At 73.8% G+C, this 22,846-nt stretch carries 20 protein-coding genes; 15 read left to right on the plus strand and 5 right to left on the minus strand.

What is annotated here, in order from left to right; genetic code table 11:
• Positions 1 to 3 precede the first annotated feature (3 nt).
• Positions 4 to 354, minus strand: coding sequence for a hypothetical protein (locus AB0N16_RS39160; RefSeq protein WP_365805395.1), 351 nt, complete (start codon positions 352 to 354; stop codon positions 4 to 6).
• Between the two features lie 12 nt (positions 355 to 366).
• On the opposite strand from AB0N16_RS39160, the gene AB0N16_RS39165 reads away from it, so the two are divergent.
• From AB0N16_RS39165 to AB0N16_RS39180, 4 genes are read left to right on the plus strand one after another with little or no spacing between them, the layout of a single operon-like run.
• Positions 367 to 1,335 (plus strand): FAD:protein FMN transferase, encoded by a 969-nt coding sequence (locus tag AB0N16_RS39165; RefSeq protein ID WP_365805397.1) that lies wholly within the window; start codon positions 367 to 369, stop codon positions 1,333 to 1,335.
• A complete protein-coding gene (locus AB0N16_RS39170) occupies positions 1,332 to 1,910 on the plus strand; it encodes a ferric reductase-like transmembrane domain-containing protein (RefSeq protein ID WP_365805399.1) in 579 nt (192 codons plus the stop codon). The genes AB0N16_RS39165 and AB0N16_RS39170 overlap by 4 nt, the downstream gene beginning before the upstream one ends.
• A complete protein-coding gene (locus AB0N16_RS39175) occupies positions 1,907 to 3,124 on the plus strand; it encodes an NADH-ubiquinone oxidoreductase-F iron-sulfur binding region domain-containing protein (RefSeq protein WP_365805401.1) in 1,218 nt (405 codons plus the stop codon). The genes AB0N16_RS39170 and AB0N16_RS39175 overlap by 4 nt, the downstream gene beginning before the upstream one ends.
• A 1-nt stretch (position 3,125) precedes the next feature.
• Positions 3,126 to 3,326, plus strand: a complete 201-nt coding sequence (locus AB0N16_RS39180) for a ferredoxin (RefSeq protein WP_365805403.1) — start codon at positions 3,126 to 3,128, stop codon at positions 3,324 to 3,326.
• A gap of 87 nt (positions 3,327 to 3,413) precedes the next feature.
• On the opposite strand, the gene AB0N16_RS39185 is transcribed toward AB0N16_RS39180, so the two are convergent.
• The 3 genes from AB0N16_RS39185 to AB0N16_RS39195 all read right to left on the minus strand — a co-directional run bounded on the left by AB0N16_RS39185 (position 3,414) and on the right by AB0N16_RS39195 (position 5,595).
• The gene (locus tag AB0N16_RS39185) at positions 3,414 to 4,307 is read right to left on the minus strand and encodes an aminoglycoside phosphotransferase family protein (RefSeq protein ID WP_365805405.1); all 894 of its coding nucleotides are present in this window, start codon (positions 4,305 to 4,307) and stop codon (positions 3,414 to 3,416) included.
• A gap of 236 nt (positions 4,308 to 4,543) precedes the next feature.
• A complete protein-coding gene (locus tag AB0N16_RS39190) occupies positions 4,544 to 5,032 on the minus strand; it encodes a ferritin-like domain-containing protein (protein ID WP_365805407.1) in 489 nt (162 codons plus the stop codon).
• Positions 5,029 to 5,595, minus strand: coding sequence for a hypothetical protein (locus AB0N16_RS39195; RefSeq protein ID WP_365805409.1), 567 nt, complete (start codon positions 5,593 to 5,595; stop codon positions 5,029 to 5,031). Before AB0N16_RS39195 ends, AB0N16_RS39190 begins: the two co-directional genes overlap by 4 nt.
• 216 nt (positions 5,596 to 5,811) lie before the next feature.
• Here AB0N16_RS39195 and rimP point away from each other — a divergent pair, with 216 nt between their 5' ends.
• The 9 genes from rimP to AB0N16_RS39240 all read left to right on the plus strand — a co-directional run bounded on the left by rimP (position 5,812) and on the right by AB0N16_RS39240 (position 17,864).
• Positions 5,812 to 6,321 (plus strand): ribosome maturation factor RimP, encoded by a 510-nt coding sequence (rimP, locus tag AB0N16_RS39200; protein ID WP_365805411.1) that lies wholly within the window; start codon positions 5,812 to 5,814, stop codon positions 6,319 to 6,321.
• Positions 6,322 to 6,323: 2 nt separating this feature from the next.
• Positions 6,324 to 7,310 (plus strand): transcription termination factor NusA, encoded by a 987-nt coding sequence (nusA, locus tag AB0N16_RS39205; RefSeq protein ID WP_351711955.1) that lies wholly within the window; start codon positions 6,324 to 6,326, stop codon positions 7,308 to 7,310.
• 156 nt (positions 7,311 to 7,466) lie between these two features.
• On the plus strand, positions 7,467 to 7,736 hold the full coding sequence (locus AB0N16_RS39210) for a YlxR family protein (protein ID WP_362572456.1): 270 nt from the start codon (positions 7,467 to 7,469) through the stop codon (positions 7,734 to 7,736).
• A gap of 154 nt (positions 7,737 to 7,890) precedes the next feature.
• The gene (gene infB / locus AB0N16_RS39215) at positions 7,891 to 11,019 is read left to right on the plus strand and encodes a translation initiation factor IF-2 (RefSeq protein WP_365805414.1); all 3,129 of its coding nucleotides are present in this window, start codon (positions 7,891 to 7,893) and stop codon (positions 11,017 to 11,019) included.
• A 159-nt stretch (positions 11,020 to 11,178) separates the two neighbouring features.
• The gene (locus tag AB0N16_RS39220; RefSeq protein ID WP_365805416.1) at positions 11,179 to 11,472 is read left to right on the plus strand and encodes a DUF503 domain-containing protein; all 294 of its coding nucleotides are present in this window, start codon (positions 11,179 to 11,181) and stop codon (positions 11,470 to 11,472) included.
• A gap of 40 nt (positions 11,473 to 11,512) precedes the next feature.
• Positions 11,513 to 11,974 (plus strand): 30S ribosome-binding factor RbfA, encoded by a 462-nt coding sequence (gene rbfA, locus AB0N16_RS39225; protein ID WP_365805418.1) that lies wholly within the window; start codon positions 11,513 to 11,515, stop codon positions 11,972 to 11,974.
• Positions 11,971 to 12,876, plus strand: coding sequence for a tRNA pseudouridine(55) synthase TruB (gene truB / locus AB0N16_RS39230; RefSeq protein ID WP_365805420.1), 906 nt, complete (start codon positions 11,971 to 11,973; stop codon positions 12,874 to 12,876). The genes rbfA and truB overlap by 4 nt, the downstream gene beginning before the upstream one ends.
• A gap of 248 nt (positions 12,877 to 13,124) precedes the next feature.
• Complete coding sequence (locus AB0N16_RS39235; protein ID WP_365805422.1) at positions 13,125 to 16,793, plus strand: trypsin-like peptidase domain-containing protein; 3,669 nt, start codon at positions 13,125 to 13,127, stop codon at positions 16,791 to 16,793.
• 120 nt (positions 16,794 to 16,913) lie between these two features.
• A complete protein-coding gene (locus AB0N16_RS39240) occupies positions 16,914 to 17,864 on the plus strand; it encodes a bifunctional riboflavin kinase/FAD synthetase (protein WP_365805424.1) in 951 nt (316 codons plus the stop codon).
• Between the two features lie 69 nt (positions 17,865 to 17,933).
• On the opposite strand, the gene AB0N16_RS39245 is transcribed toward AB0N16_RS39240, so the two are convergent.
• Positions 17,934 to 21,539 (minus strand): SCO5717 family growth-regulating ATPase, encoded by a 3,606-nt coding sequence (locus tag AB0N16_RS39245; RefSeq protein ID WP_365805426.1) that lies wholly within the window; start codon positions 21,537 to 21,539, stop codon positions 17,934 to 17,936.
• A gap of 462 nt (positions 21,540 to 22,001) precedes the next feature.
• On the opposite strand from AB0N16_RS39245, the gene AB0N16_RS39250 reads away from it, so the two are divergent.
• Together AB0N16_RS39250 and AB0N16_RS39255 are read left to right on the plus strand one after the other, a co-directional pair.
• Positions 22,002 to 22,481: a hypothetical protein gene (locus tag AB0N16_RS39250; protein ID WP_365805428.1), complete on the plus strand. Its 480-nt coding sequence runs from the start codon at positions 22,002 to 22,004 to the stop codon at positions 22,479 to 22,481.
• Entirely contained in the window at positions 22,478 to 22,756 is a 279-nt protein-coding gene (locus tag AB0N16_RS39255) for a hypothetical protein (RefSeq protein ID WP_365805430.1), read from the plus strand. Before AB0N16_RS39250 ends, AB0N16_RS39255 begins: the two co-directional genes overlap by 4 nt.
• Positions 22,757 to 22,846 lie beyond the last annotated feature (90 nt).

A 22,846-nucleotide genomic window follows, 5' to 3' on the forward strand; every position in this document is an offset into this window, starting at 1 on the left:
GGATCAGGGGGAGCGGAGGGCGGCCGCGGCGGTCCGCCGGGGGACCCGACGCGCGGCGGCCCTGGCGGCGGCGGTCACGCTCGCCGCGGCGGCCGGGGTGTTCGCCCTGGTCGGCACGATGCAGGCGGACGCCGACACGACGGCGAGCAGCGGCACGGGGACGACGTCGAGCACCAGCTCCGGCTCCAGCTCCGGCTCCAGCTCCGGCTCCGGCTCCGGCTCCGGCTCCAGCACCAGCACCAGCTCCAGTTCCAACTCCACCTCCAGCTCCGACGGTTCGTCGTCCTCCGGTTCCTCGGACCTCCAGTCCTCCTCCGACGGCCTCACCTCCGGCAGCGGCTCCGCCGACTCCACCTCGGGGGCGTCATGACCGCCCTCGCCCCGCGTACGAAGGCCGCCGCCGACTGGCGTGCCCTCGGCACCACCGTCCGTCTGGTCGTCACCGACCCGGCCCTGCTGGACTCCTGCAACCTGCTCCTCGCCCGGCAGCTCGCCGAGGTGGACGCGGCCTGCAGCCGGTTCCGTACCGACTCCGAGCTGGCCGCCCTCGACACCACCCAGGGGCGCCCGGTCCGGGTCAGCCCGCTGCTCGCCGAGGCCCTCGCCGTCGCCCTGCGCGCGGCCGAGGCGACCGACGGCGCGGTGGACCCCACGGTCGGCTCGGCGATGGACGCGATCGGCTACGACCGCGACTTCACCCTCGTACGCGAGGACGACCGCCCGGTCTCCCTGCGGGTGCGGCGCGCCCCGGGCTGGCGCAGGATCACCCTCGACCGGGCGACCGGCACGGTCACCGTCCCCGAGGGCGTCCGCCTCGACCTGGGCGCGACCGCGAAGGCCTGGGCCGCCGACCGGGCCGCGCGGATGCTGGCCGACACGGCCGGCTGCGGGGTCCTGGTGAGCCTCGGCGGCGACACGGCCGTGGCCGGTGATCCCCCGGCGGGCGGCTGGCAGATCCGCGTCCAGGACATCACCGGCCCGGTCGACCAACGGCCCGCGCCGGGGTCGTACGACATGGTCGGCCTGGGCTCCGGCGGCCTCGCCACCTCCGGCACCGGCGCCCGCCGCTGGCAGCGCGGCGGCTACGACCTCCACCACATCGTCGACCCGCGCACCGGACTGCCGGTCCGCTCCCCGTGGCGCACGGTCTCGGTGGCCGCGGCCACCTGCGCCGACGCCAACGCGGCGAGCACGGCGGCCCTGGTGCAGGGCGCGGGCGCGGAACGCCGGCTGACCCGGCTCGGGCTGCCGGCCCGGCTGGTGACCCACCGGGGCACGGTCGTCACGACCCCGGGCTGGCCCGCCCCCGCCGCGCCGCTGGAGGCGGCCGCATGACCTCCGAGACCCTCTGGTACGCCAACCGTGCCACCGGCGCCGTCTGCCTGGTCCTCTTCACGTTCGTCGTCCTGCTCGGCATCGCCGTGCGGCTGCGCACCCGCCTCCCCGGCCTGCCCCGCTTCGGCACGGTCGCCCTGCACCGCAGTCTCTCCCTCTCCGCCACCGCCTTCCTGGCCCTGCACATCACCGCGGCGGTGGTCGACGGCTACGTCGGCATCAGCCCCCTCGACGCCCTCGTCCCCTTCGTCTCCGCCTACCAGCCGCTCTGGCTCGGCCTCGGCACGGTCGCCTTCGACCTCCTGCTCGCGGTCCTGGTCACCAGCCTCCTTCGCGACCGCCTCGGCCGGCGCGCCTGGCGGGCCGTGCACCGGCTGGCGTACGTCTCCTGGCCGGTCGCCCTCATCCACGGCGTCGGCATCGGCACGGACGCCGGCACCGACTGGATGACCTGGCTGACCGTGGCCTGCGTCGCCACGGTGATCACCGCCTTCGCCCTGCGCACCGCGCAAGCCGTCCGCGCCTCCCGTCAGACCCCCGCCGCGCTTCTGCACACCGAAGGGGCCCACCGATGACCACGCTCTTCACCGACGTCTACATGTCACCCCGGCTGCTGGCCCCCGGCGGCACCTCGGCCGACCTCACCACGCACGAACAGCGCTACGGCCCTCTCGCGTACGGCGACCCGGCGGCCCTCCTCCGCACCCTCGCCGAATCCGGCCTCACCGGTCGCGGCGGGGCGGGCTTCCCCGCCTACCGGAAGTTCGTCGCGGTCGCCGACGCGGCCCGGCGCACCCGACGTGCCCCGGTCGTCGTGGCGAACGGCGCGGAGAGCGAACCGGCCGCCCGCAAGGACAGGACGCTTCTGAGGCTCTCACCCCACCTGGTCCTGGACGGGCTGCAGCTGGCGGCCGAGGCGATCGGCGCGCGGGAGGCCTACCTCGCCGTGGAGGACGGCGCCTCCTACCTGGAGTCGGCCGTCGCCCAGCGCCACGACCCGGTGAGCGTGACGGTCGTACGGCTGCCCGCCCGCTTCCTCTCCGGGCAGGCCTCGGCCCTGGTGCGGTACCTCTCCGGCGGCCCGGCCCGCCCCACCCGTCCGGCCCCGCCGGTCCGCGAACGCGGGGTGCGCCGCGCCCCCACCCTGGTCCAGAACGTCGAGACACTGGCCCACCTGGCGCTGATCGCCCGGTACGGCGCGGACTGGTTCCGCACGGCGGGCACCCCCGCCGAACCCGGCAGCGCCCTGTGCACCCTGCATGTACCGGGCCGCGAAGTCCGGGTGGTGGAGGCCCCCTTCGGCATGCCGATCGGCCGCCTGCTCCCCCTGGAAGGCGCGTCCGCGGCCCTGGTCGGCGGCTACCACGGCACCTGGATACCGGCGACCGAGGCCGCCCAGGTCCCGCTCTCCTCCGCCTACTTGGGCGCTGGAGTGCTGGCCGCCCTCCCCGCCGACCGCTGCGGGGTGGCCGAGACCGCCCGGGTCCTGCGCCATCTGGCCCTGGAGTCGGCGGGCCAGTGCGGCCCGTGCCGCAACGGCCTCCCGCGTATGGCCGCCGCCTTCCACACCCTGGCCGCCCCCGGCCCCCAGGCCACCACCCGTGCCGACATCTCCCGCTGGGCGGGCCTGGTGGAGGGCCGAGGCGCCTGCCACCACCCCGACGGCACCATCCGCCTGGTCCGCAGCGCACTGACGACGTTCGCGACCGAGGTGGAAGCCCACGCCCACGGGGTGTGCACCGCGACCGACCACACGCCCCTGCTGCCCGTCCCCACGGAGCGGATCTGACATGGACCAGCACATAGCCATCGACTGGACGTCCTGCCAGGGCCACGGCCTGTGCGCAGAGCTGCTCCCGGAGCACATCACCCTGGACGAATGGGGCTACCCCATCATCGACGGCCGGCCCATCCCACCCCGCACCAGAAAGCGAGCCCGGAGGGCAGCGGCGGACTGTCCGGTCCTCGCCTTGAGACTAAGGAAGAGCTGAGCGCCCTTCACGGGCGCGGGGCTGTATCGATGTGCGGCTCTGCCGCGCGGGCGCGCTCGGCCCCCACCGAACCCGCACCCGGCTCCGTCAAACCCACCCCGCGAATTCGAGCAACAGCTCCGCATCCCTCGGCCGCCCCACGCGAAGCGCCCGCACACCCGACTCCACCGCCCGGAACAACGTCCACCCCCGCAACCGCTCCTGATCCACCTCGAGTGACTCCGCGAGCCGCTTGATCCGCCGCCGGGTGATCGCCGCCCCCGACGACGAGGCGATCAGATCCTCGACCCGGTCCCGCACCAGCCGCGCCAGATCGAACGCACACTCCCCGACCACCGGATCCGGCCCCACCGCCAGCCACGGCAGCCGCTCCCCGGCCAGCACCTTGCTCTGCCGGAACGTGCCGTGCAGCAACCGCCGCTCAGGAGGCGCGGACAGCAGCTCGTCCCGGGCGACGAGCGCCGCGTCGACCAGCGGGGTCACCTCCGGGCCTGCGGCCGCCCGCATCGCCGTGGCCTGCCGCCCGGTCCGCTCCGCCACCGTCTCGAAGACCGGCCCGTCCGGCGGTTCCACCCACAGCCGCCGCAACGTCCCCGCCGCCTCCAGCAACGCCTTCGCCTCGGGCAGCGACCGCACCGAGACCTCCGGGTGCAGCCGCTCCAGCAGCAGCACCCCGTCGGCCGCGTCCGCGTCCAGCAACCGTACGGCGCCCAGTCCACCCCAGTGCGCCAGCGCGGCCGCCTCGCTCTCCGGGCGGGCCCGCCGCGGCGCCAGCTTCAGCACCGCCGGTGTCCCGTCCGCCCGCCGCACCAGCAGGACGACGCTGCTGCGGCCGCCGGGTACCTGGACCCGCTCCACGGTCAACTCGCGTAGCGCGACGGCCCGTTCCAGCGCACCCGGCAGCTTCTCCAGCCACTCGTCACCGTCCGGCGCCGTCTCACCGAGCGCCTTCACCAGGCGCCGCGGCGGTTCGAAAGCCATACGCGAGTCGTTCCTTTCCTGTACTGGTGCCCTAGGCCCTGTCGTCAAATTCCCGTCTGCCCCGCGACGCCATGCACGCTCCTCCACTGCCTTAAGGGCGTGGGAGGTGCCCCCACTCGCCGCACCGGGCCCTGACCCAAGTACGTCCAGTACGAGGCTCAGGGCCCGGCACGCCCAGAGCACGCACCTGACGCCGCGGGGCCCGCCCTTCGGGCGGACGACGGTGACGACAGGGCCTAGGGAGTCGACGAGACCGAAGGCGCGGCCGAACCGCCGGCCCGGCCCAGCGGCGTGTCCCGCTCGGCGAGCCCAGGGAAGGCTACGCTCTTCCCGCTCCACCGCACCGCCCGCACCGCGGCCTCCCGCAGTGCCCCGGCCGCCGACCCGCGCCGCTCGCCCGAAGATGCCCGGACCAGGTCGGAGTACACCTCGGCCACCCGGTTCTCCAACTCGGCGGCGAGCCGTACGGCCGTCGCCGCATCGGTGACGGCGAACGGCAGCGCGTAGGCCGCGCTCGCGGCGACGGGCGCGGCGCCCAGGTCCCGCACCTCACGGGCCAGCGCGTCCCGGCGGGCCCGGTGCGCGTCGTACGCCGAACGGGCCTCGGCCAGCCGCTGCCGGCCGATCCGGCCGCCGACGACGCCGTACCCGTAGACCGCCGCGTGCTCGGCCGCCAGCGCCGCCTGGAGCGCCTTCAGCACCCCGGTCTCGGCCTCGTCGCTCACTTCTCACCCTCCGTCAGCAGGTAGGCGTGCGCGGACCCGGCCGCCGAAACCCCGGCCAGCAGCCGGGCCAGTTCGCCGGGCACGTCCAGCAGTTCCTTGGCCCGCCGGTCGGCGAGGCCGCGCTCGGCGGTGGCCAGCGCGGCGAGCGCGGACCTCTCGTCGGCCGGAACCTCGGGGGAGGGCGACGCGGACGCCGTGGCCGACGGTGACGCCGTCGCCGTTCCGCCCTCGGACGCGCCCTCCGTGAAGGCCGTCGCCGTTCCGCCCTCGGACGCGCCCTCCGTGAAGGCCGCCGCGTGGGCCGCCACCTGGGCCCGCAGCGGCCGCAGCCGCTCCGCGAGCGCGGGGTGGGCGGCGAGGACGGCGTCGTACTGCCGGAGCAGCGCCTCGCTGTCCCGCGCCGCACGCGCGCGTGCCCGCGCGGAGACCGACGTGCTGCCGCCGCCGGCGACGGGGTCTGGGGCGGCGGAGCAGCCCGCCAGCACGGCGGCCGAGGCCGCCGAGACGATCAGGCTCCTTCTGCGTACTCCCCTGGGGGTACGCGACGGCGGGGGGAACGGCACGGCAGACGTCCTCGGGGAGCTGGATACGAAGAAACGCGAAAGAAATGGGACACGGGACGGACCCGCCCGTGATCACCGTACCCGCGCACCTGTCCGAAGCCACTCATCGGCACCGTCCCTACCCGGGTGGACGGCAACACTCCTCGCGACCGGATACCCTTTGACCAGACACGCGACCCAACCCACAACAGCACACGCGGCCGAGGAGTCACCCGGATGAGCACGACCCAGAGCGAGAGGCTGCGAGAGCTCCTGGAACCGCTCGTCACCTCTCAGGGCCTGGATCTCGAAGAGATCGCCGTGGACTCCGTCGGACGCAAGCGGGTGCTGCGCGTGGTCGTCGACTCCGACACCGGGGCGGACTTGGACCAGATCGCCGATGTGAGCCGTGAGCTCTCGGCGAAGCTCGACGACAGCGACGCGATGGGCGAGGGCGAGTACACCCTCGAGGTCGGCACCCCGGGCGCGGAGCGCCCCCTCACCGAGCACCGGCACTACGTGCGTGCCGTGGACCGGCTGGTGAGATTCCAGTTGGCCGAGGGCGGGGAACTGGTCGCGCGCATCCTGGACGTCGACGACGAGGGCCTCGATCTCGAAGTGCCCGGTGTCAAGGGCCGCAAGGCCACCACCCGCAGACTCGGTTTCGCCGAGATCGACAAGGCGCGCGTGCAGGTCGAGTTCAACCGCAAGGACAAGAAGGACATGACGGAAGAAGAGGAGGCGTAGCCGTGGACATCGACATGAGTGCCCTGCGGGGCTTGGTGCGGGAGAAGGAGATCTCCTTCGACCTGCTGGTCGAAGCGATCGAGTCGGCCCTCCTCATCGCCTATCACCGCACCGAGGGAAGCCGCCGACACGCGCGCGTGGAGCTCAACCGGGAGACCGGGCATGTGACCGTGTGGGCGAAGGAGGACCCCGAGGACCTGGAGGAGGGGCAGGCGCCGCGCGAGTTCGACGACACCCCGTCGGACTTCGGCCGGATCGCCGCCACCACCGCCAAGCAGGTCATCCTGCAGCGGCTCCGGGACGCCGAGGACGATGCCACGCTCGGCGAGTACGCCGGCCGCGAGGGCGACATCGTCACCGGTGTGGTCCAGCAGGGCCGCGACCCGAAGAACGTGCTCGTCGACATCGGCAAGCTCGAGGCCATCCTGCCGGTGCAGGAGCAGGTCCCCGGCGAGACCTATCCGCACGGGATGCGGCTGCGGTCGTACGTCGTCCGGGTGGCGAAGGGTGTCCGCGGTCCCTCCGTGACACTGTCCCGCACCCACCCGGCCCTGGTGAAGAAGCTCTTCGCGCTCGAGGTGCCGGAGATCGCCGACGGGTCCGTCGAGATCGCCGCCATCGCCCGCGAGGCCGGTCACCGGACGAAGATCGCGGTCCGCTCCACCCGTTCGGGCCTGAACGCCAAGGGTGCCTGTATCGGCCCCATGGGCGGCCGGGTCCGCAATGTCATGGGCGAGCTGAACGGCGAGAAGATCGACATCGTCGACTGGTCGGACGACCCGGCCGAGATGGTGGCGAACGCGCTGTCGCCGGCCCGCGTCTCCAAGGTGGAGGTCGTGGACCTGGCGGCCCGGTCCGCCCGGGTGACCGTGCCCGACTACCAGCTGTCACTGGCGATCGGCAAAGAGGGACAGAACGCCCGTCTCGCCGCCCGTCTCACCGGCTGGCGGATCGACATCCGGCCGGATATCGAACAGGTGTCCGAGTAGATCACTCCTGTGCTCGTCCGGATCGCACTCGCCCTCGTCGGTGGTTCACCCGGACGGAGGGAATAGTTCCCAGCCGCAGGTCGCTTGGATTACGACAACAGCCGTTCGATCTTTGCCCCGAAGGGGTGAGGTCGGTGCGGGGAGGTAGACTTAGCTGTGTCTGGCCGGACGCGTGCCCGCGCATGCCCTGAGCGCACCTGTGTGGGGTGCAGGCAGCGAGCGGCCAAGACCGAACTGCTGCGGATCGTGGCGGTCGAGGACGAATGTGTCCCCGATCCTCGCGGTACGCTGCCCGGCCGGGGTGCGTATGTGCACCCCGCCCAGGTCTGTCTGGACCAGGCGGTGCGCCGCCGGGCACTCCCGAGGGCGCTCCGCGTCCCGGGTCCGCTGGACGTAAAGGCGTTGCGGCCCTACGTCGAGCAGTAAGACCGTAAGAAGCGTCGTTCGGAACGTCCGTGCGGCTCTGGTACCCCGCGAGTTGGAAGTAGGTCGAGATTGCGATGAGCACTCGATGAGCACGCGATGAGTACGCCCATGAAGTAGCGACGGTCCGGACGCACCCGGACCTAAAAGGAGCGAAGTGGCTAAGGTCCGGGTATACGAACTCGCCAAGGAGTTCGGGGTTGAGAGCAAGGTCGTCATGGCCAAACTCCAGGAACTCGGTGAATTCGTCCGTTCGGCGTCCTCGACGATCGAGGCGCCCGTTGTACGCAAGCTGACAGATGCCTTCCAGGGCGGTGGCAACGGCAAGTCCGCCCCGCGCAAGGCCGCACCCAGGCCCGCCGCGCCCTCTCCGGCGCAGGCGGCACGCCCGGGTGGTGCCCCCAAGCCGGGCGCGCCGCGTCCGGCCGCCCCGCAGCCGCCGGCCCCGCCGGCCCCTGCGGCGCCCGCCCCCGCGGCCTCGGCCCCGGCCCCGGCGGCACCCTCGGCTCCGGCTCCGGCCACCCCCGCGCCGGCCGCCTCCGGCCCGCGCCCGGGTCCGAAGCCCGCCCCGCGTCCGGCTCCGGCCGCACCCGAGTTCACCGCCCCGCCGGCCCCTCCGGCCGCCCCGGCGCAGAGCCCGGCCGCAGCACAGGGCCAGCGCCCCGGTGGCGCCCCTCGTCCGGCTCAGGGCGCCCCGCGCCCCGGCGGTCGTCCCGCCCCCGGTCAGGGCCAGGCCCGTCCGGGTCAGGGCGGCCAGCGTCCCGGTGACCGCGCCCCGCGTCCGGGCGGTGCCCGTCCGGCCGGTCCGCGTCCGGGCAACAACCCCTTCACCTCCGGTGGCTCCACCGGCATGGCCCGCCCGCAGGCCCCGCGCCCGCAGGGCGGCGCCCGTCCCGGCCCCGGCGGTCCCGGTGGCGCTCCCCGTCCCCAGGCGCCCGGCGCCCAGGGCGGCGGTCCGCGTCCCCAGGCTCCCGGCGGTTCCCGTCCGAGCCCGTCCGGCATGCCCCGTCCGCAGGGCGGTCCGCGTCCCGGCGGCGGTTCCGCGGGTCCGCGTCCGAACCCCGGCATGATGCCGCAGCGTCCCGCTGCCGGCCCGCGTCCCGGCCCCGGTGGCGGCGGTCGCGGTCCCGGCGGTGCGGGTCGTCCCGGCGGCGGCGCCGGTCGTCCCGCGGGCGGCGGCGGCTTCGCCGGTCGTCCCGGTGGCGGCGGCGGTGCCCGTCCGGGCGGTGGCGGCGGCTTCGCCGGCCGTCCCGGTGGGCCCGGCGGCGGTGGCGGCGGCTTCGGCGGCGGTCCCGGCGGTGGCGGCGGCGGTCGTCCCGGCTTCGGCGGGCGTCCGGGCGGTCCCGGCGGCCGTGGTGGCACGCAGGGCGCCTTCGGCCGTCCCGGCGGTCCGGCGCGTCGCGGTCGCAAGTCGAAGCGGCAGCGTCGCCAGGAGTACGAGGCCATGCAGGCCCCGAGCGTCGGCGGCGTGATGCTGCCGCGCGGCAACGGCGAGACCATCCGTCTCTCCCGCGGCGCGTCGCTCACCGACTTCGCGGAGAAGATCAACGCCAACCCGGCGTCCCTCGTCGCGGTCATGATGAACCTCGGCGAGATGGTCACGGCCACGCAGTCCGTCTCCGACGCGACCCTCGAGGTCCTCGCCGGCGAGATGAACTACACGGTCCAGATCGTCAGCCCCGAGGAGGAGGACCGCGAGCTGCTCGAGTCCTTCGACATCGAGTTCGGCGAGGACGAGGGCGACGAGGAGGACCTGGTGGTCCGCCCGCCGGTCGTCACCGTCATGGGTCACGTCGACCACGGTAAGACCCGACTGCTCGACGCCATCCGCAAGACGAACGTCATCGCGGGCGAGGCCGGCGGCATCACCCAGCACATCGGTGCCTACCAGGTCGCGACCGAGGTCAACGACGAAGAGCGCAAGATCACCTTCATCGACACCCCGGGTCACGAGGCGTTCACCGCCATGCGTGCCCGTGGTGCCAAGTCGACCGACATCGCGATCCTGGTCGTCGCGGCCAACGACGGCGTCATGCCGCAGACGGTCGAGGCGCTCAACCACGCCAAGGCGGCCGACGTCCCGATCGTGGTCGCGGTCAACAAGATCGACGTCGAGGGCGCCGACCCGACCAAGGTGCGCGGTCAGCTGACCGAGTACGGCCTGGTGGCCGAGGAGTACGGCGGCGACACCATGTTCGTCGACATCTCCGCCAAGCAGGGTCTGCACATCGACTCCCTGCTGGAGGCCGTGATCCTGACGGCCGACGCATCGCTCGACCTGCGGGCCAACCCGCACCAGGACGCGCAGGGCATCTCGATCGAGTCCCGTCTCGACCGCGGCCGCGGTGCCGTGGCGACGGTCCTCGTCCAGCGAGGCACCCTGCGGGTCGGCGACACGATGGTCGTGGGCGACGCCTACGGTCGCGTCCGCGCCATGCTCGACGACAACGGCAACAACGTCGCCGAGGCCGGCCCCGCGACGCCGGTCCAGGTCCTGGGTCTGACCAACGTCCCGGGTGCGGGCGACAACTTCCTGGTGGTCGACGAGGACCGTACGGCCCGTCAGATCGCCGAGAAGCGCGCCGCCCGTGAGCGCAACGCCGCGTTCGCCAAGCGCACGCGCCGTGTCTCCCTGGAGGACCTGGACAAGGTGCTCAAGGCCGGCGAGGTCCAGCAGCTGAACCTGATCATCAAGGGTGACGCGTCTGGTTCCGTCGAGGCTCTCGAGTCCTCCCTGCTCCAGCTGGACGTCGGCGAAGAGGTCGACATCCGCGTCCTGCACCGCGGCGTCGGTGCGGTCACGGAGTCGGACATCGACCTGGCGATGGGCTCGGACGCCATCGTGATCGGCTTCAACGTCCGCGCGGCAGGCCGTGCGGCGCAGATGGCCGAGCGCGAGGGCGTGGACGTCCGGTACTACTCGGTCATCTACCAGGCGATCGAGGAGATCGAGGCGGCCCTCAAGGGCATGCTCAAGCCGGAGTACGAAGAGGTCGAGCTCGGTACGGCGGAGATCCGCGAGGTCTTCAAGTCGTCCAAGCTGGGCAACATCGCGGGTGTTCTCATCCGCTCCGGCGAGGTCAAGCGCAACACCAAGGCGCGCCTGGTCCGTGACGGCAAGGTCATCGCGGAGAACCTCAACATCGACGGTCTGCGCCGCTTCAAGGACGACGTCACCGAGATTCGGGAAGGCTTCGAGGGCGGTATCAACCTCGGAAACTTCAACGACATCAAGATCGACGACGTCATCGCGACGTACGAGATGCGCGAGAAGCCGCGGGTGTAACCCGACGGTTGGTGCTGGCCGACGGGACTTCGGTTCCGTCGGCCAGCGCTTTTCCCGGCCGCCTGCGGCCGGGAAAGTCGGTCGAGCCCTCGCCGGGGACGGGGTACCGTTCCTGACAGGGCCATCGATCCCGTACCGGCGGGTGAACCGGATACATACATGTACGTGGGGACTCTGTCCTTCGACCTCCTCCTCGGCGACATCCATTCGCTGAAGGAGAAGCGCTCCGTCGTCCGCCCGATCGTCGCCGAACTCCAGCGGAAGTTCGCCGTGAGCGCGGCCGAGGTGGACCACCTGGACCTTCACCGCAGGGCCGGCATCGGCCTTGCCATGGTCTCCGGCGACGCCGTGCACCTGACCGACGTACTCGACCGGTGCGAACGGCTGGTCGCCGCCCGCCCCGAGGTGGAGCTGCTGTCCGTCCGACGGCGCTTCCACGGCGACGACGACTAGACCTGAGAACGACAAAGAAGAAAGAACGGGAGACGGACCAGTGGCCGACAACGCGCGTGCCAAGAGGCTGGCGGACCTCATCCGAGAGGTGGTGGCCCAGAAGCTGCAGCGTGGGATCAAGGACCCGCGGCTCGGCACCCACGTCACCATCACGGACACCCGGGTCACGGGTGACCTCAGGGAGGCGACCGTCTTCTACACGGTGTACGGCGACGACGAGGAGCGGGCCGCGGCCGCCGCGGGCCTGGAGAGCGCCAAGGGCGTGCTCCGCTCGGCGGTCGGCGCGGCGGCGGGCGTGAAGTTCACGCCGACCCTGACCTTCGTCGCGGACGCCCTCCCGGACACCGCGAAGACCATCGAGGACCTGCTCGACAAGGCACGGGCCTCGGACGCGAAGGTCCGCGAGGTCTCCGCGGGCGCCGCCTTCGCCGGTGAGGCGGACCCGTACCGGAAGCCGGGTTCCGAGGACGACGCCGACGAGACGGACGACGCCACCGAATGACCAGCAAGCCCACCCCGCCCGACGGCCTTGTCATCGTCGACAAGCCGCCGGGCTTCACCTCGCACGACGTCGTCGCCAAGATGCGGGGCATCGCCCGCACCCGGCGCGTCGGGCACGCCGGTACCCTCGACCCGATGGCCACCGGCGTCCTCGTCCTCGGCATCGAGCGGGCGACCAAGCTCCTCGGGCATCTCGCCCTCACCGAGAAGGAGTACCTGGGGACCGTCCGCCTCGGGCAGAACACCCTCACCGACGACGCCGAGGGCGAGATCACCTCGTCCACCGACGCCTCGAAGGTCACCCGCGAGGCCGTCGACACCGGCATCGCCAAGCTGACCGGCCGCATCATGCAGGTGCCGTCCAAGGTCAGCGCCATCAAGATCGACGGCGTACGGTCGTACAAGCGCGCCCGGGAGGGCGAGGAGTTCGAGATCCCGGCCCGGCCGGTGACCGTCTCCTCGTTCACGGTCTACGACGTCCGGGACGCCGTCGCCGAGGACGGCACCCCCGTGCTCGACCTGGTCGTCTCGGTGGTCTGCTCCTCCGGCACCTACATCCGCGCCCTCGCCCGCGATCTGGGCGCCGACCTGGGCGTCGGCGGCCACCTCACCGCACTGCGCCGGACGCGCGTCGGACCGTACAAGCTGGACTCCGCGCGCACCCTCGACCAGCTCCAGCAGGAGCTGACCGTGATGCCGATCGCCGAGGCGGCCGGGGCCGCTTTCCCGCGCTGGGACGTCGACGCCCGGCGGGCCGGCCTGCTCACCAACGGGGTGCGGATCGACGTGCCCGAGCAGTACGCCGGCGCCGGTCCCGTCGCCGTGTTCGGCCCCGAGGGCCGCTTCCTGGTGCTCGTCGAGGAGCAGAAGGGCAAGGCCAAGAGCCTCGCCGTGTTCGGCTGAACCACCCGGTGTGCCCGTGGAGCGGCGGCCACGGGGTCTGGCGCCGCCGCCGCTCCACGGTCCCCCCTCGGTTCCCCCACCCCTAGGGTGTATCCACCCGCCCCGGGCTATTCACCCGACCGAGCAGGCGCTCGGAGTGAGCCGGGGGAGCGGAGGGGGGCGCGTTCGCCACCCGCTCTGTCCCGCTGATCATTTCGCCCCTACCGTCTCAGACAAGGGCACGGATGTACGGGCGGGGAGGTTCGATCATGGCGGGACGGGGCCCGCGGACCGGGAGCGGTCGCCGCACGGCGGACGGGACGCGGGAGGCACGTCAGGACACCTGGCCGGTGCCCGACGACCGGCTGGTCCGGGTCCGCGACCTCGCCGGGCGCCCACGCGGTACCGGCTTCCTCGCCGACCACCACGGCACCCTGGTCACCAGCCACGAGGCCGTCGACGGGCTCGCCCGGATCGTGCTGCACGCGGCCGGGGACCGTACCTGCGTGGTCGACTCGGACGCGGTCACCCCGCTGCCCGCCCACGACCTGGCCCTGATCCGCACCGAGGGCCTCTGCGTGGACCCGCTGCCGATCACGGTACGGGAGCGGATCCCCACCGGAACCTACGTACGGATCGCCGCCGACCGCTGGCGCGAGGCGCGGGTACTGGCCGCGACCCAGGTGACGTACACCGCCACCGACCGGTTCCATCTCCTCGAAGACGCCCTGGAACTGGCGATCGGCACGGCCGGCCGGGACGCCCTGCGCCTCGGTGGCGGGGCGGCCGGCGGCCCGGTCCTGGACGCGGAGACCGGCGCGGTCCTCGGTGTCCTCGGCACGGCCCTCCAGTCCGGCCAGCGAGACGTGGGCTTCGCCGTCTCGCTCCACCACCCGGACAGCACCCCCCTGACCGACCTCCTCACCCGCAACGCCGCGACGGTCCCGGCCTACGGCACCGACCTCAACCTCGCAGGCATCCTGGAACTGACGGCCACGTCAGTGGGCCAGGACGGCCCCCCGGGCGCCCTGGCCGGCTACATCGGCCGCAAAACGCCCCGCACCGGCGCGCCCGAAAGGGGCGCGGGGCTGTATCAAACATGCGGCTACCGCCGCGTGGACGCGACCAGCCCCCACGCACCCGCGGACGCTCCACCACCTTTCATGGCACTCGCCGGCGAACACACCGACCCCGTTCAGCCCGTCGAGCGAGCGGCAACCGCAAAGGAGCTGTCGGCCTTCGCCGAGGACACCGGAGCCGACAAGACCAACGGGACTGTCCTGGCCCTCGTCGGCGCCCCAGGAACCGGCCGCACCACCGAACTCGCCGCCCTCGCCGCCCGCCGCAACCGCGGAGCACACCCCGCCCCCACCCTCTGGCTCCGCGGCGCCGACCTCAAGGACGCCGACGACTCGATCGCCGACGCGGCCCGCCGCTCGCTGGAGCGTGCCGTCCGGATCGTCGCCGCCTCCCGCTCCCAACTCCCCGGCGACCTGGGCGAACTCACCGTGGAACGGCTGGCCCGGGTCGCCGCCCGGGCCGGACGGCCACTGCTCCTCCTGCTGGACGGCCCGGAAGAGATGCCACCGGTCCTCGCCCACCGGCTCCCCCCCTGGACCGCCGGCACCGCCGCATGGCTGCGCGACACCGGCGCCCGGCTCCTCGTCGCCTGCCGCGAGGAGTACTGGGAGCGGGCCGGTGCCGAGTTCCCGCCCGACCTGCTGCACCGGGGCACCGGTACCCCCTCCTGCGTCCGGCTGACCGACCTCACCCCCGACGAGGCCCGCCGCGCCCGCTCCCGCTACGGCGTGCCCGACGGCGTCCTCACCGACCGCGACGCCCGCCACCCCCTCGCCCTGCGCCTGCTCTCCGAGGTCCGCGCCGCCCTCCCGGACGCCCCCGCCGACGGCCCGATCGACCGGCACGACGTCTTCGCCGCCTACCTCGACCTGCTGTGCCTGCGCATCGCGGTCCGGCTGGCCGCCGAGAACGGCCTGCGCGGCACGGCCGTACGACGGCTCGCCGCCCGCGTCTCCGGCCAGGTGCACGAGGCCGCCCGGCGCAGCCTCGGGCCCGGCCAGGGCGAGCTGGACCGGAAGTCGTTCGAGGCGGTCTTCCCCTGGGGCCCCGTCCCGGCCCACCTGCGCGGCGGCTCCGGCTGGGCCTCCGCCGTGCTCACCGAAGGCCTGCTGGTCCCCGCGGGCGGTGGCTACCGTTTCGCCCACGAGGAGCTGGCCGACTGGATCCAGGGCATGCACCTGGACCTGGACGAGGCCCTGCACGCCCTCGTCCACCGCCCCCGGACCCCCGAGAGCGCCCATCCCCTGCCCGTCCCGCACCACCGGGTCGGCCCGGTCGTGCAGGCGCTGCTGCTCCTCGACCGCCAGTACGGACCGGCCCAACTCGCCCCACGGCTCAACGATTTGGCGCACGCCCTCGACCTCGACCCGGGCTCCTGGTGGGCCGCGCGACTGCTCACCCAGACCCTGCTCCGGCTGCCCGACGCCACGCCGTACACCGGGGTGCTGCGGCTGCTCGCCGACCGCGTCGTGGACCGGCAGCGCACCGCGGCCACCGAGTTCGCGCCGGACTTCTGGACCGCGCTCGCCCTGTCCGACGCCGATCGCTTCGATCTGCTGCGCAGGCTGGTGCTCGCCGACGAGCCGCTGCCGGAGACCGCGGGCGTCGGCCGGTTCGGGGCCCGGCCGACGACGGAGGAGCCCGAGGGCACCGCCCCGCGCTACCTGGACGCCGTCGCCCGGCTGCTCGCCGCCGCCCCCACCGCCGTACAGCCGTATCTCACCCGGTGGTTCGACGACGAGCGGCCGCTGCCCGCGATGCCGCACGCCACCGTGGCGACCGCGGCGCAGGCACTGCTGCACACCCATCGGCACCGGGCGCTGGACGAGCTGACCGAGGTACTGGTCGACGCCGCGCACCGGCGGGGCGACGAACTGCTCGCCGTGCTCGCCGAGGACGAGCCGTCCGCGGTGTGCCGGGCCGTCGACCGCTGGGCGCACGACGAGCGCCCGGCCCGCCGGGTGGCCGCCGTGGCCTACGGCCTGCGCGCCGCCCCGCACGTGCGCAGCGAGGCCGACCGCGAACTGCTCCGCTACGCCGCGCTCGCCCTGCTCGCCCGCCCCGCCGACTGCACCCTGCACGGCGGCGCCCTCGCCCTGCTGGTCCGGGACCCGCGAACGCGGGACCGCCATCTCCCGCAAGCGCTGGGGCACTTCGCCACCGGCGACCCGCAGCTCGCGCCGAGTGCCCTGGTCCCCGCCCTGGCCACCCACCCCGACGACGTCCTGGAGGCCTTCCGCACCCGGCTGCGCGGGCCCGGCGCCGGACAGGTGCTGCGCGCCCTCGCCGACGTCACCACACCGGCCCTCGCCCACCGGGTCACCGAGCTGGTCCTGGAGGCCGTCGAACTGCGCCCGGAGACCGCCGGCCAGGTGGCCGGGTTCGTCGAGCGCCGCCTCGACCAGGGCGTCGGCGCCCGTGCCGTCCTGCTGCCGCTGGTCACCGGGTTGCTCGTCGACGGGCCCGAGCCGGTACGGGCGGCCCTGGCGACCGTACTGGGCGCGGCCGGCACCCCCGTCTCGCGCCCGTTGCGCCGGGAACTGCTGGAGTTCCTGCTCGCCCACGAGCGGGATCCGGGCGTCCTCGACGCGCTGCTGCACGCGGCCGCCGTGCAGCGCGAGGACGACGGCGACCAGATGCGTGAGCTGGTCAGGCGCACCGGGCTGCTGCTCGTCCGGACCCCGGACGGGGCGACCCGGTTCGACCGCGGACTGGTCGACCTGGGCCGGCACGTGCCCGGATTCGCCGCCCGGATGGCCCGCTGGCTCACCGACACCCCCGAGGAATGGGCCGCCGTGGTGGGGCCCAGCACCCGGCGGATGCTGGGGAACCTGGCCGGTGTCCGGGTGCCCGCGTGACACGGTCGGGGCGTGCGCCAGATCACAGCGACCGTGCCGGTGTGAGACGGGTCCGGCAAACATGGCACCCTTAGACCTGCGTATGACGGACAACGGACACAGGTTCGAGGAGCGGTCACAGTGCAGCGCTGGCGTGGCTTGGAGGACATCCCCGAGGACTGGGGGCGCAGCGTCGTCACCATCGGTTCTTATGACGGGGTGCACCGCGGTCACCAGCTGATCATCCGGCATGCCGTGGACCGCGCCCGTGAGCTGGGCGTTCCGGCGGTCGTCGTCACCTTCGACCCGCACCCCAGCGAGGTCGTCCGCCCCGGCAGCCACCCGCCGCTGCTCGCCCCGCACCACACCCGCGCCGAGCTGATGGCGGAGCTGGGCGTGGACGCGGTGCTGATCCTGCCCTTCACCACCGAGTTCTCGCGGCTGTCGCCGGCCGAGTTCGTGGTCAAGGTGCTGGTCGACAAGCTGCACGCCAAGGCCGTCGTCGAGGGCCCCAACTTCCGCTTCGGCCACAAGGCCGCGGGCAACGTCGAGTTCCTCGCCGAGCAGGGCAAGGTCTACGACTTCGAGGTCGAGGTCGTCGACCTGTACGTGCGCGGCGAGGCGGGCGGCGGCGACCCGTTCTCCTCGACCCTGACCCGGCGCCTGGTCGCCGAGGGCGACATGGCGGGCGCCCGTGAGATCCTGGGCCGCCCGCACCGGGTGGAGGGCGTGGTCGTACGGGGCGCCCAGCGCGGCCGTGAGCTGGGCTTCCCCACCGCCAACGTGGAGACCCTGCCGCACACGGCCATCCCCGCCGACGGCGTCTACGCCGGCTATCTGCACGCGCAGGGCGAGGTGATGCCGGCGGCGGTCTCCGTCGGCACCAACCCGCAGTTCGACGGCACCGAGCGCACGGTGGAGGCGTACGCCATCGACCGCGTCGGCCTCGACCTGTACGGGCTGCATGTCGCCGTCGACTTCCTGGCCTACGTCCGCGGCCAGGCCAAGTTCGACTCGCTGGACGCGCTGCTGGAGCAGATGGCCGAGGACGTCAAACGGTGCCGTGAGCTGCTGGCGGCCGAGGGCGCCTGACCAGAGCGTCCGTCCATGAACACGCCGAAGGGCGGTCGGTGAGGCACCGGCCGCCCTTCGGCGTTTCCGCTATTGCTGCGGCTGCTCTGGTGGTTGCGGCGGCTGCTGGCCGGGCTGCGGGAAGCCGTAGCCGCCGGGCGGAGCCGGGGGCGCGGGAGGCTGGGCGCCCGGCTGCGGATAGCCGTAACCGGGCGGCTGCTGCGCCTGCGCCTGCGGGGGATACGGCTGGCCCGGCTGCTGCGGCGGGTAGGGCTGGGCGCCGGGCTGGGGCTGGCCGTAGAGCTCCTGCTGCGGAGGCCGGCCCGGCTGCTGGGGGTACGGCTGCTGCGGGTAGGGCTGCCCCGGTCCGTACGGCTCCTGCCGACCCGGAGCCGGCGGCGGGGCGTACTGCTGGCCCGGCAGCGGCCCGCCCGGCATCGGCGGGGCGGCGACCGGCGGCGGGTTGCCGTCGCTGGTCCACAGGCCGTGCATCTGCTGGTGGCGAACGAAGTCCTCGGCGACCATCGCCGCGAGGTTGAAGTAGGCCTCGCGCACCTTGGGCCGCATCATGTCGAGGTCGACCTCGGCACCGGCGGAGAGATGCTCGTCGAAGGGGACGACCACGACACCCCGGCAGCGTGTCTCGAAGTGCGCCACGATGTCCTCGACCTTGATCATCTTGCCGGTGTCGCGCACCCCGGAGATGACCGTGATGGACCGCGACACGAGGTCGGCGTACCCGTGCGCGGACAGCCAGTCCAGCGTCGTACTCGCACTGCTCGCACCGTCCACCGACGGCGTCGAGATGATGATCAGCTGATCGGCGAGGTCGAGCACCCCGCGCATGGCGCTGTAGAGCAGACCGGTTCCGGAGTCGGTGAGGATGATCGGGTACTGCTTGCCCAGGACGTCGATCGCGCGCCGGTAGTCCTCGTCGTTGAACGTGGTCGAGACGGCCGGGTCGACGTCGTTGGCGATGATCTCCAAACCGGACGGCGCCTGCGAGGTGAACCGCCGGATGTCCATGTAGGAGTTGAGGTACGGGATCGCCTGCACCAGGTCACGGATGGTGGCCCCGGTCTCGCGGCGCACCCGGCGGCCGAGCGTGCCGGCGTCCGGGTTGGCGTCGATGGCGAGGATCTTGTCCTGGCGCTCGGTGGCGAGGGTGGAGCCGAGCGCGGTGGTCGTGGTGGTCTTGCCGACACCGCCCTTGAGGCTGATCACCGCTATCCGGTAGCAGGACAGCACCGGCGTACGGATCAGCTCCAGCTTCCGCTGCCGCTCGGCCTCCTCCTTCTTCCCGCCGATCTTGAACCGGGAGGACGCGGCGGCGGGTCGGCCGCTCTTCGCCTTCTGCTTCTTGTTGTTGAGCAGCCGGTCGGAGGACAGTTCCACGGCCGCGGTGTAACCCAGCGGCGCCGCACCGGGGTTGGTCATCTGCCGCTGGTCGTGCTGCATGGGCTGCGGCCAGGCGGCGCCGACCCGCGGGTCGACCGGGGGCTGGGGTGCCTGCGCTGCCTGCGCTGCCTGCTGCTCGGGGTGCGGGGCCGGAGCGGGCGGCTGGACGGGCTGGGCGGCGCGCGGGTCCTGGAAGGCCTGCGGCTGCTGGCCGGGCTGCGGGAAGCCGTAACCGCCGGGGTGGGCCGCGGGAGCCGGAGGCTGCGCGGCCGGCTGCGGGAAGCCGTAGCCGTCCGGTGCGGGCGCCTGGGGCACGGGGGCGCCGGGGTAGCCGTAACCACCCTGTGCGTCGGGGGCGGCGGGCTGCGGCTGTGCGGCCGGGGGCGCGGGGGGCTGGGCGGGCTGGGCGCCGGGCTGCGGGAAGCCGTAGCCGTCCGGTGCCTGCGGCGGGAGGGGGGCGCCCGGCTGCTGGGCCGGGGGCTGCTGCCACGCGGCGGGCGCGGGCTGCGGTGCCTGCGGCTGGAACCCCGGCTGTTGCCCGGGCACGCCCGCGGGGCCCTGCGCGGACGCCGGCTGGGGCTGCGGCTGGCCGGGCGCCGGCTCCGACGGCGCCGGCTGGGCCGGCCAGTGGGCGGCCGGTGCGGGGGCGGCGGGCTGGTAGGACGGCGGCAACGGCGGCACCACGGTCGGCGGTGTCGGCGGTGTCGGCGGTGTCGGCGGGGGAGTCCAGGCGGCGGGCGGCAGGGCGGCCTCGGGAGCCGGGGGTGCGTCCTGCGGCGCGGGAGCGGCGGCCACGGGGTCCTGGGGCGCGGGGGGCGCGTCCTCGGGCTCGTGGGTGTCCTCGGGGGCTACGGCGTCGGTGGCATCGTCGGACGCGGAGTGCGTCTCGTCGTACTCGTCGTCGTACTCGCTGTCGCTGTCGCTGTCGCTGTCGCCGTCCGCGACCGCGTCCTGGGGCTCGTCCTCCTCGGTGTCGTCCACCGGGGCGGCGTCCTGGGCGAGTTCGTCCGTCTTGGCCATACCGCTGGAGTCGGCGTCGTCGAGGGGGGCCTCGTCCTCGGCGCCGGTCTCGTCGCTGCCGACGTGCGGCGAGTCGTCCGCGCCCTTGGCACCGGAGTCGACCAACAGCGCGATGACGTCGGCCGCCGGCTGCTCCTCCTCGTCGGCTCCGGTCTCGGTCTCGTCCTCGACGCGGCTCTGCTCGGCGGCCGCGTTCTCGGCGGCGGCTGTCTGCTCGGCGGCCTCGGCGATGTCACGCTTCAGCGCGACGGGGGAGAACCGCATCGTCGTCCCGCCGTCCAGGTCACCGTTGTCCGGCTCGGACTCCGGCGCCGGTTCTTCGGCGGCGGGCCGCTGCGGTTCGAAACCGACCGGCAGCTTCGGCACAGCGGCCGGGCCCTCCGCGGGAGGTGCCGCAGGGGTGAACGGCGCGGCCGACGCGGCGACCGGTGCCGGCGGAGCGGCCTGCGCCCCCGCGTCCGCACTCGGGGCGGGCGGTGTGAACGGCGCACCCGGCGTGGCGGTGGGCGGCGGTGTGAACGGCGCACTCGGAGCCGAGGCGGCCGGCGGGGTGAACGGTGCCCCGGGCGTCGCCGTCGGCGGCGGGGTGAAGGGCGCACCGGGCGTCGCCGTCGGCGGCGGGGTGAAGGGCGCACCGGGCGTTGACGTGGGCGGGGGAGTGAACGGAGCGCCGGGGATTGACGTGGGCGGCGGAGTGAAGGGCGCCCCGGGCGTCGCAGCGGGCGCGGACGCCGACGGAGTACCCGGCGCCGAAGCGGGCGGCTGCGTGAACGGCGCGCCAGGTCCGGCGGTGGGCGGCGGTGTGAACGGCGCACCCGGAGCCGAGGCGGCCGGGGGCGTGAACGGTGCCCCGGGCGTCGCCGTCGGCGGCGGGGTGAAGGGCGCACCCGGAGCCGATGTCGGCGCGGGAGTGAACGGGCCCGGCGTTCCGCCCCCCTGCTGGGCGTGCGGCGGCGGAGTCAGCCCGGGGATCGGCGCCCCGGGCGGGAACGGCGAACGGGGCTGCGCGGCAGGCGTCGTACCGGAACCGGAGCCCGGAGCCCCCGCCCCGCCGGGCGCGCCGGACCGGTCAGGGGTGCCCGGGCCACCCGGAGCCGCCCCCGGTCCGCCGGGACCGTCGGCCGCTCCCGGGCCGCCCGCCGCGTTCTGCGTGTACCAGGCGGGCGGCGCGTAGTCGATCGTGAACTCGCCCGTGATCTCGTTGAGGGACTCCGCGTCGGGCTGGTCTTCGCCGGGTGTGGCCCAGCCCCCGCGGATCCCGTCCCGATCGCTGCTCACAGTTCCTCCTGGTGTGGTCGAGCACCCTCATGCCGTGCCGGCGCGACGACCATGTCGTGTCGTTCTCAGCATCCGTATTCGTTTGAGGTAGTCCGATCCACCGGCTCTCCCCCTCGGGACACCGACGTCTTGTCCACGGTCCTGACGTCGCGCCCCCTCCCAGCCTAATCACCAGGAGCCGGACCTCGGCAGGCCCGTCCGTCTCAATACGGACGTCCGCCTGGTCACACCCTGCCCGGAACTCCGGTGCGGAGCTTTCGTATTGCCCAACAACCGATGAACAAAACGGGCAAGAGCCGTCAGTTCGGGCAGCAGTTGACCGGTTCGGGGGTGTGGGTCATGCCCATGATGCCCTGGTGGCGAAGGGATAGGGTGAGCGCGTGTTCGCGTGAGCACAGATGAACTCTCCCCGAAGACGGGGGTATTGCGCGCGGATGCCACGGGGGACGGGGGGAGTACGAGGTGTGCACGGCAAATGCCGCGGAGGGCTGCGGAGCGGCACCCGACACCACCTACCGGGTGCGGCGGCTCGACCCGCGCACCGGAAAGCCGCGCTGGACCTACAAGGTCGCCGCCGGTGTCCAGGACGTCTATCTGCCCTCCGCCGATCCGCCGGTGCTCGCGGTCGCGGCGGGGGACACCCTGGTCACCGACCTCATCACCCTCGACGGCGGCGACGGCGGCAAGCTCGCCACCATCTCCATGGGCGGCGACGCCTACGACCCCCGGTGCGGCGACCGCTACTTCTCCGCCGGCTTCTTCGGCGACCTGGAGAACTGCGACGGCGTGGTCGTCGGGCCCGACCAGGTCTACGTCACCAGCAAGGACCGGTCCGAGATCGACCAGCCGGAGAACTGGATCGTCGCCTTCGACCGCACGACCGGCAAGCCCGTGGGCAAACTCGACGGACGGCCCTGGAGCCCGTCGTCCCGCTGCGGATGAGCGGTGACCGGCTGCTGGTCTTCCGCAGCAGCCTCAGCGACATCGAACCGTCCGCCGTGGAGGCCTGGAACCCCCGCACCGGCAAGCGGGCCCCGTACCTGCTCTTCGGCCTCCCGTCCGACGAGGAGGGCGAACTCGGCGACCCGACGCAGTCGGACATCGTGGTGGAACAGGGCAGGGTCTTCTTCGCCAAGCGGGAACTCGCCGCCGACGACAAGCACCCCAAGGACGCGGTGCTGTCCGTGCTCGGCATCGGCAGCGCCGGCGAGAGCTGAGCCCGGTGGTGGGGCGGCACGCGCGGCCAGGCGACCACGGTCTCGGTCCCCTCCAAGACCATCGCGCTCACCTTCGACGACGGCCCGAAC

It is taken from the genome of Streptomyces sp. NPDC051105, assembly GCF_040682795.1.
Classification (GTDB): Bacteria; Actinomycetota; Actinomycetes; order Streptomycetales; family Streptomycetaceae; genus Streptomyces.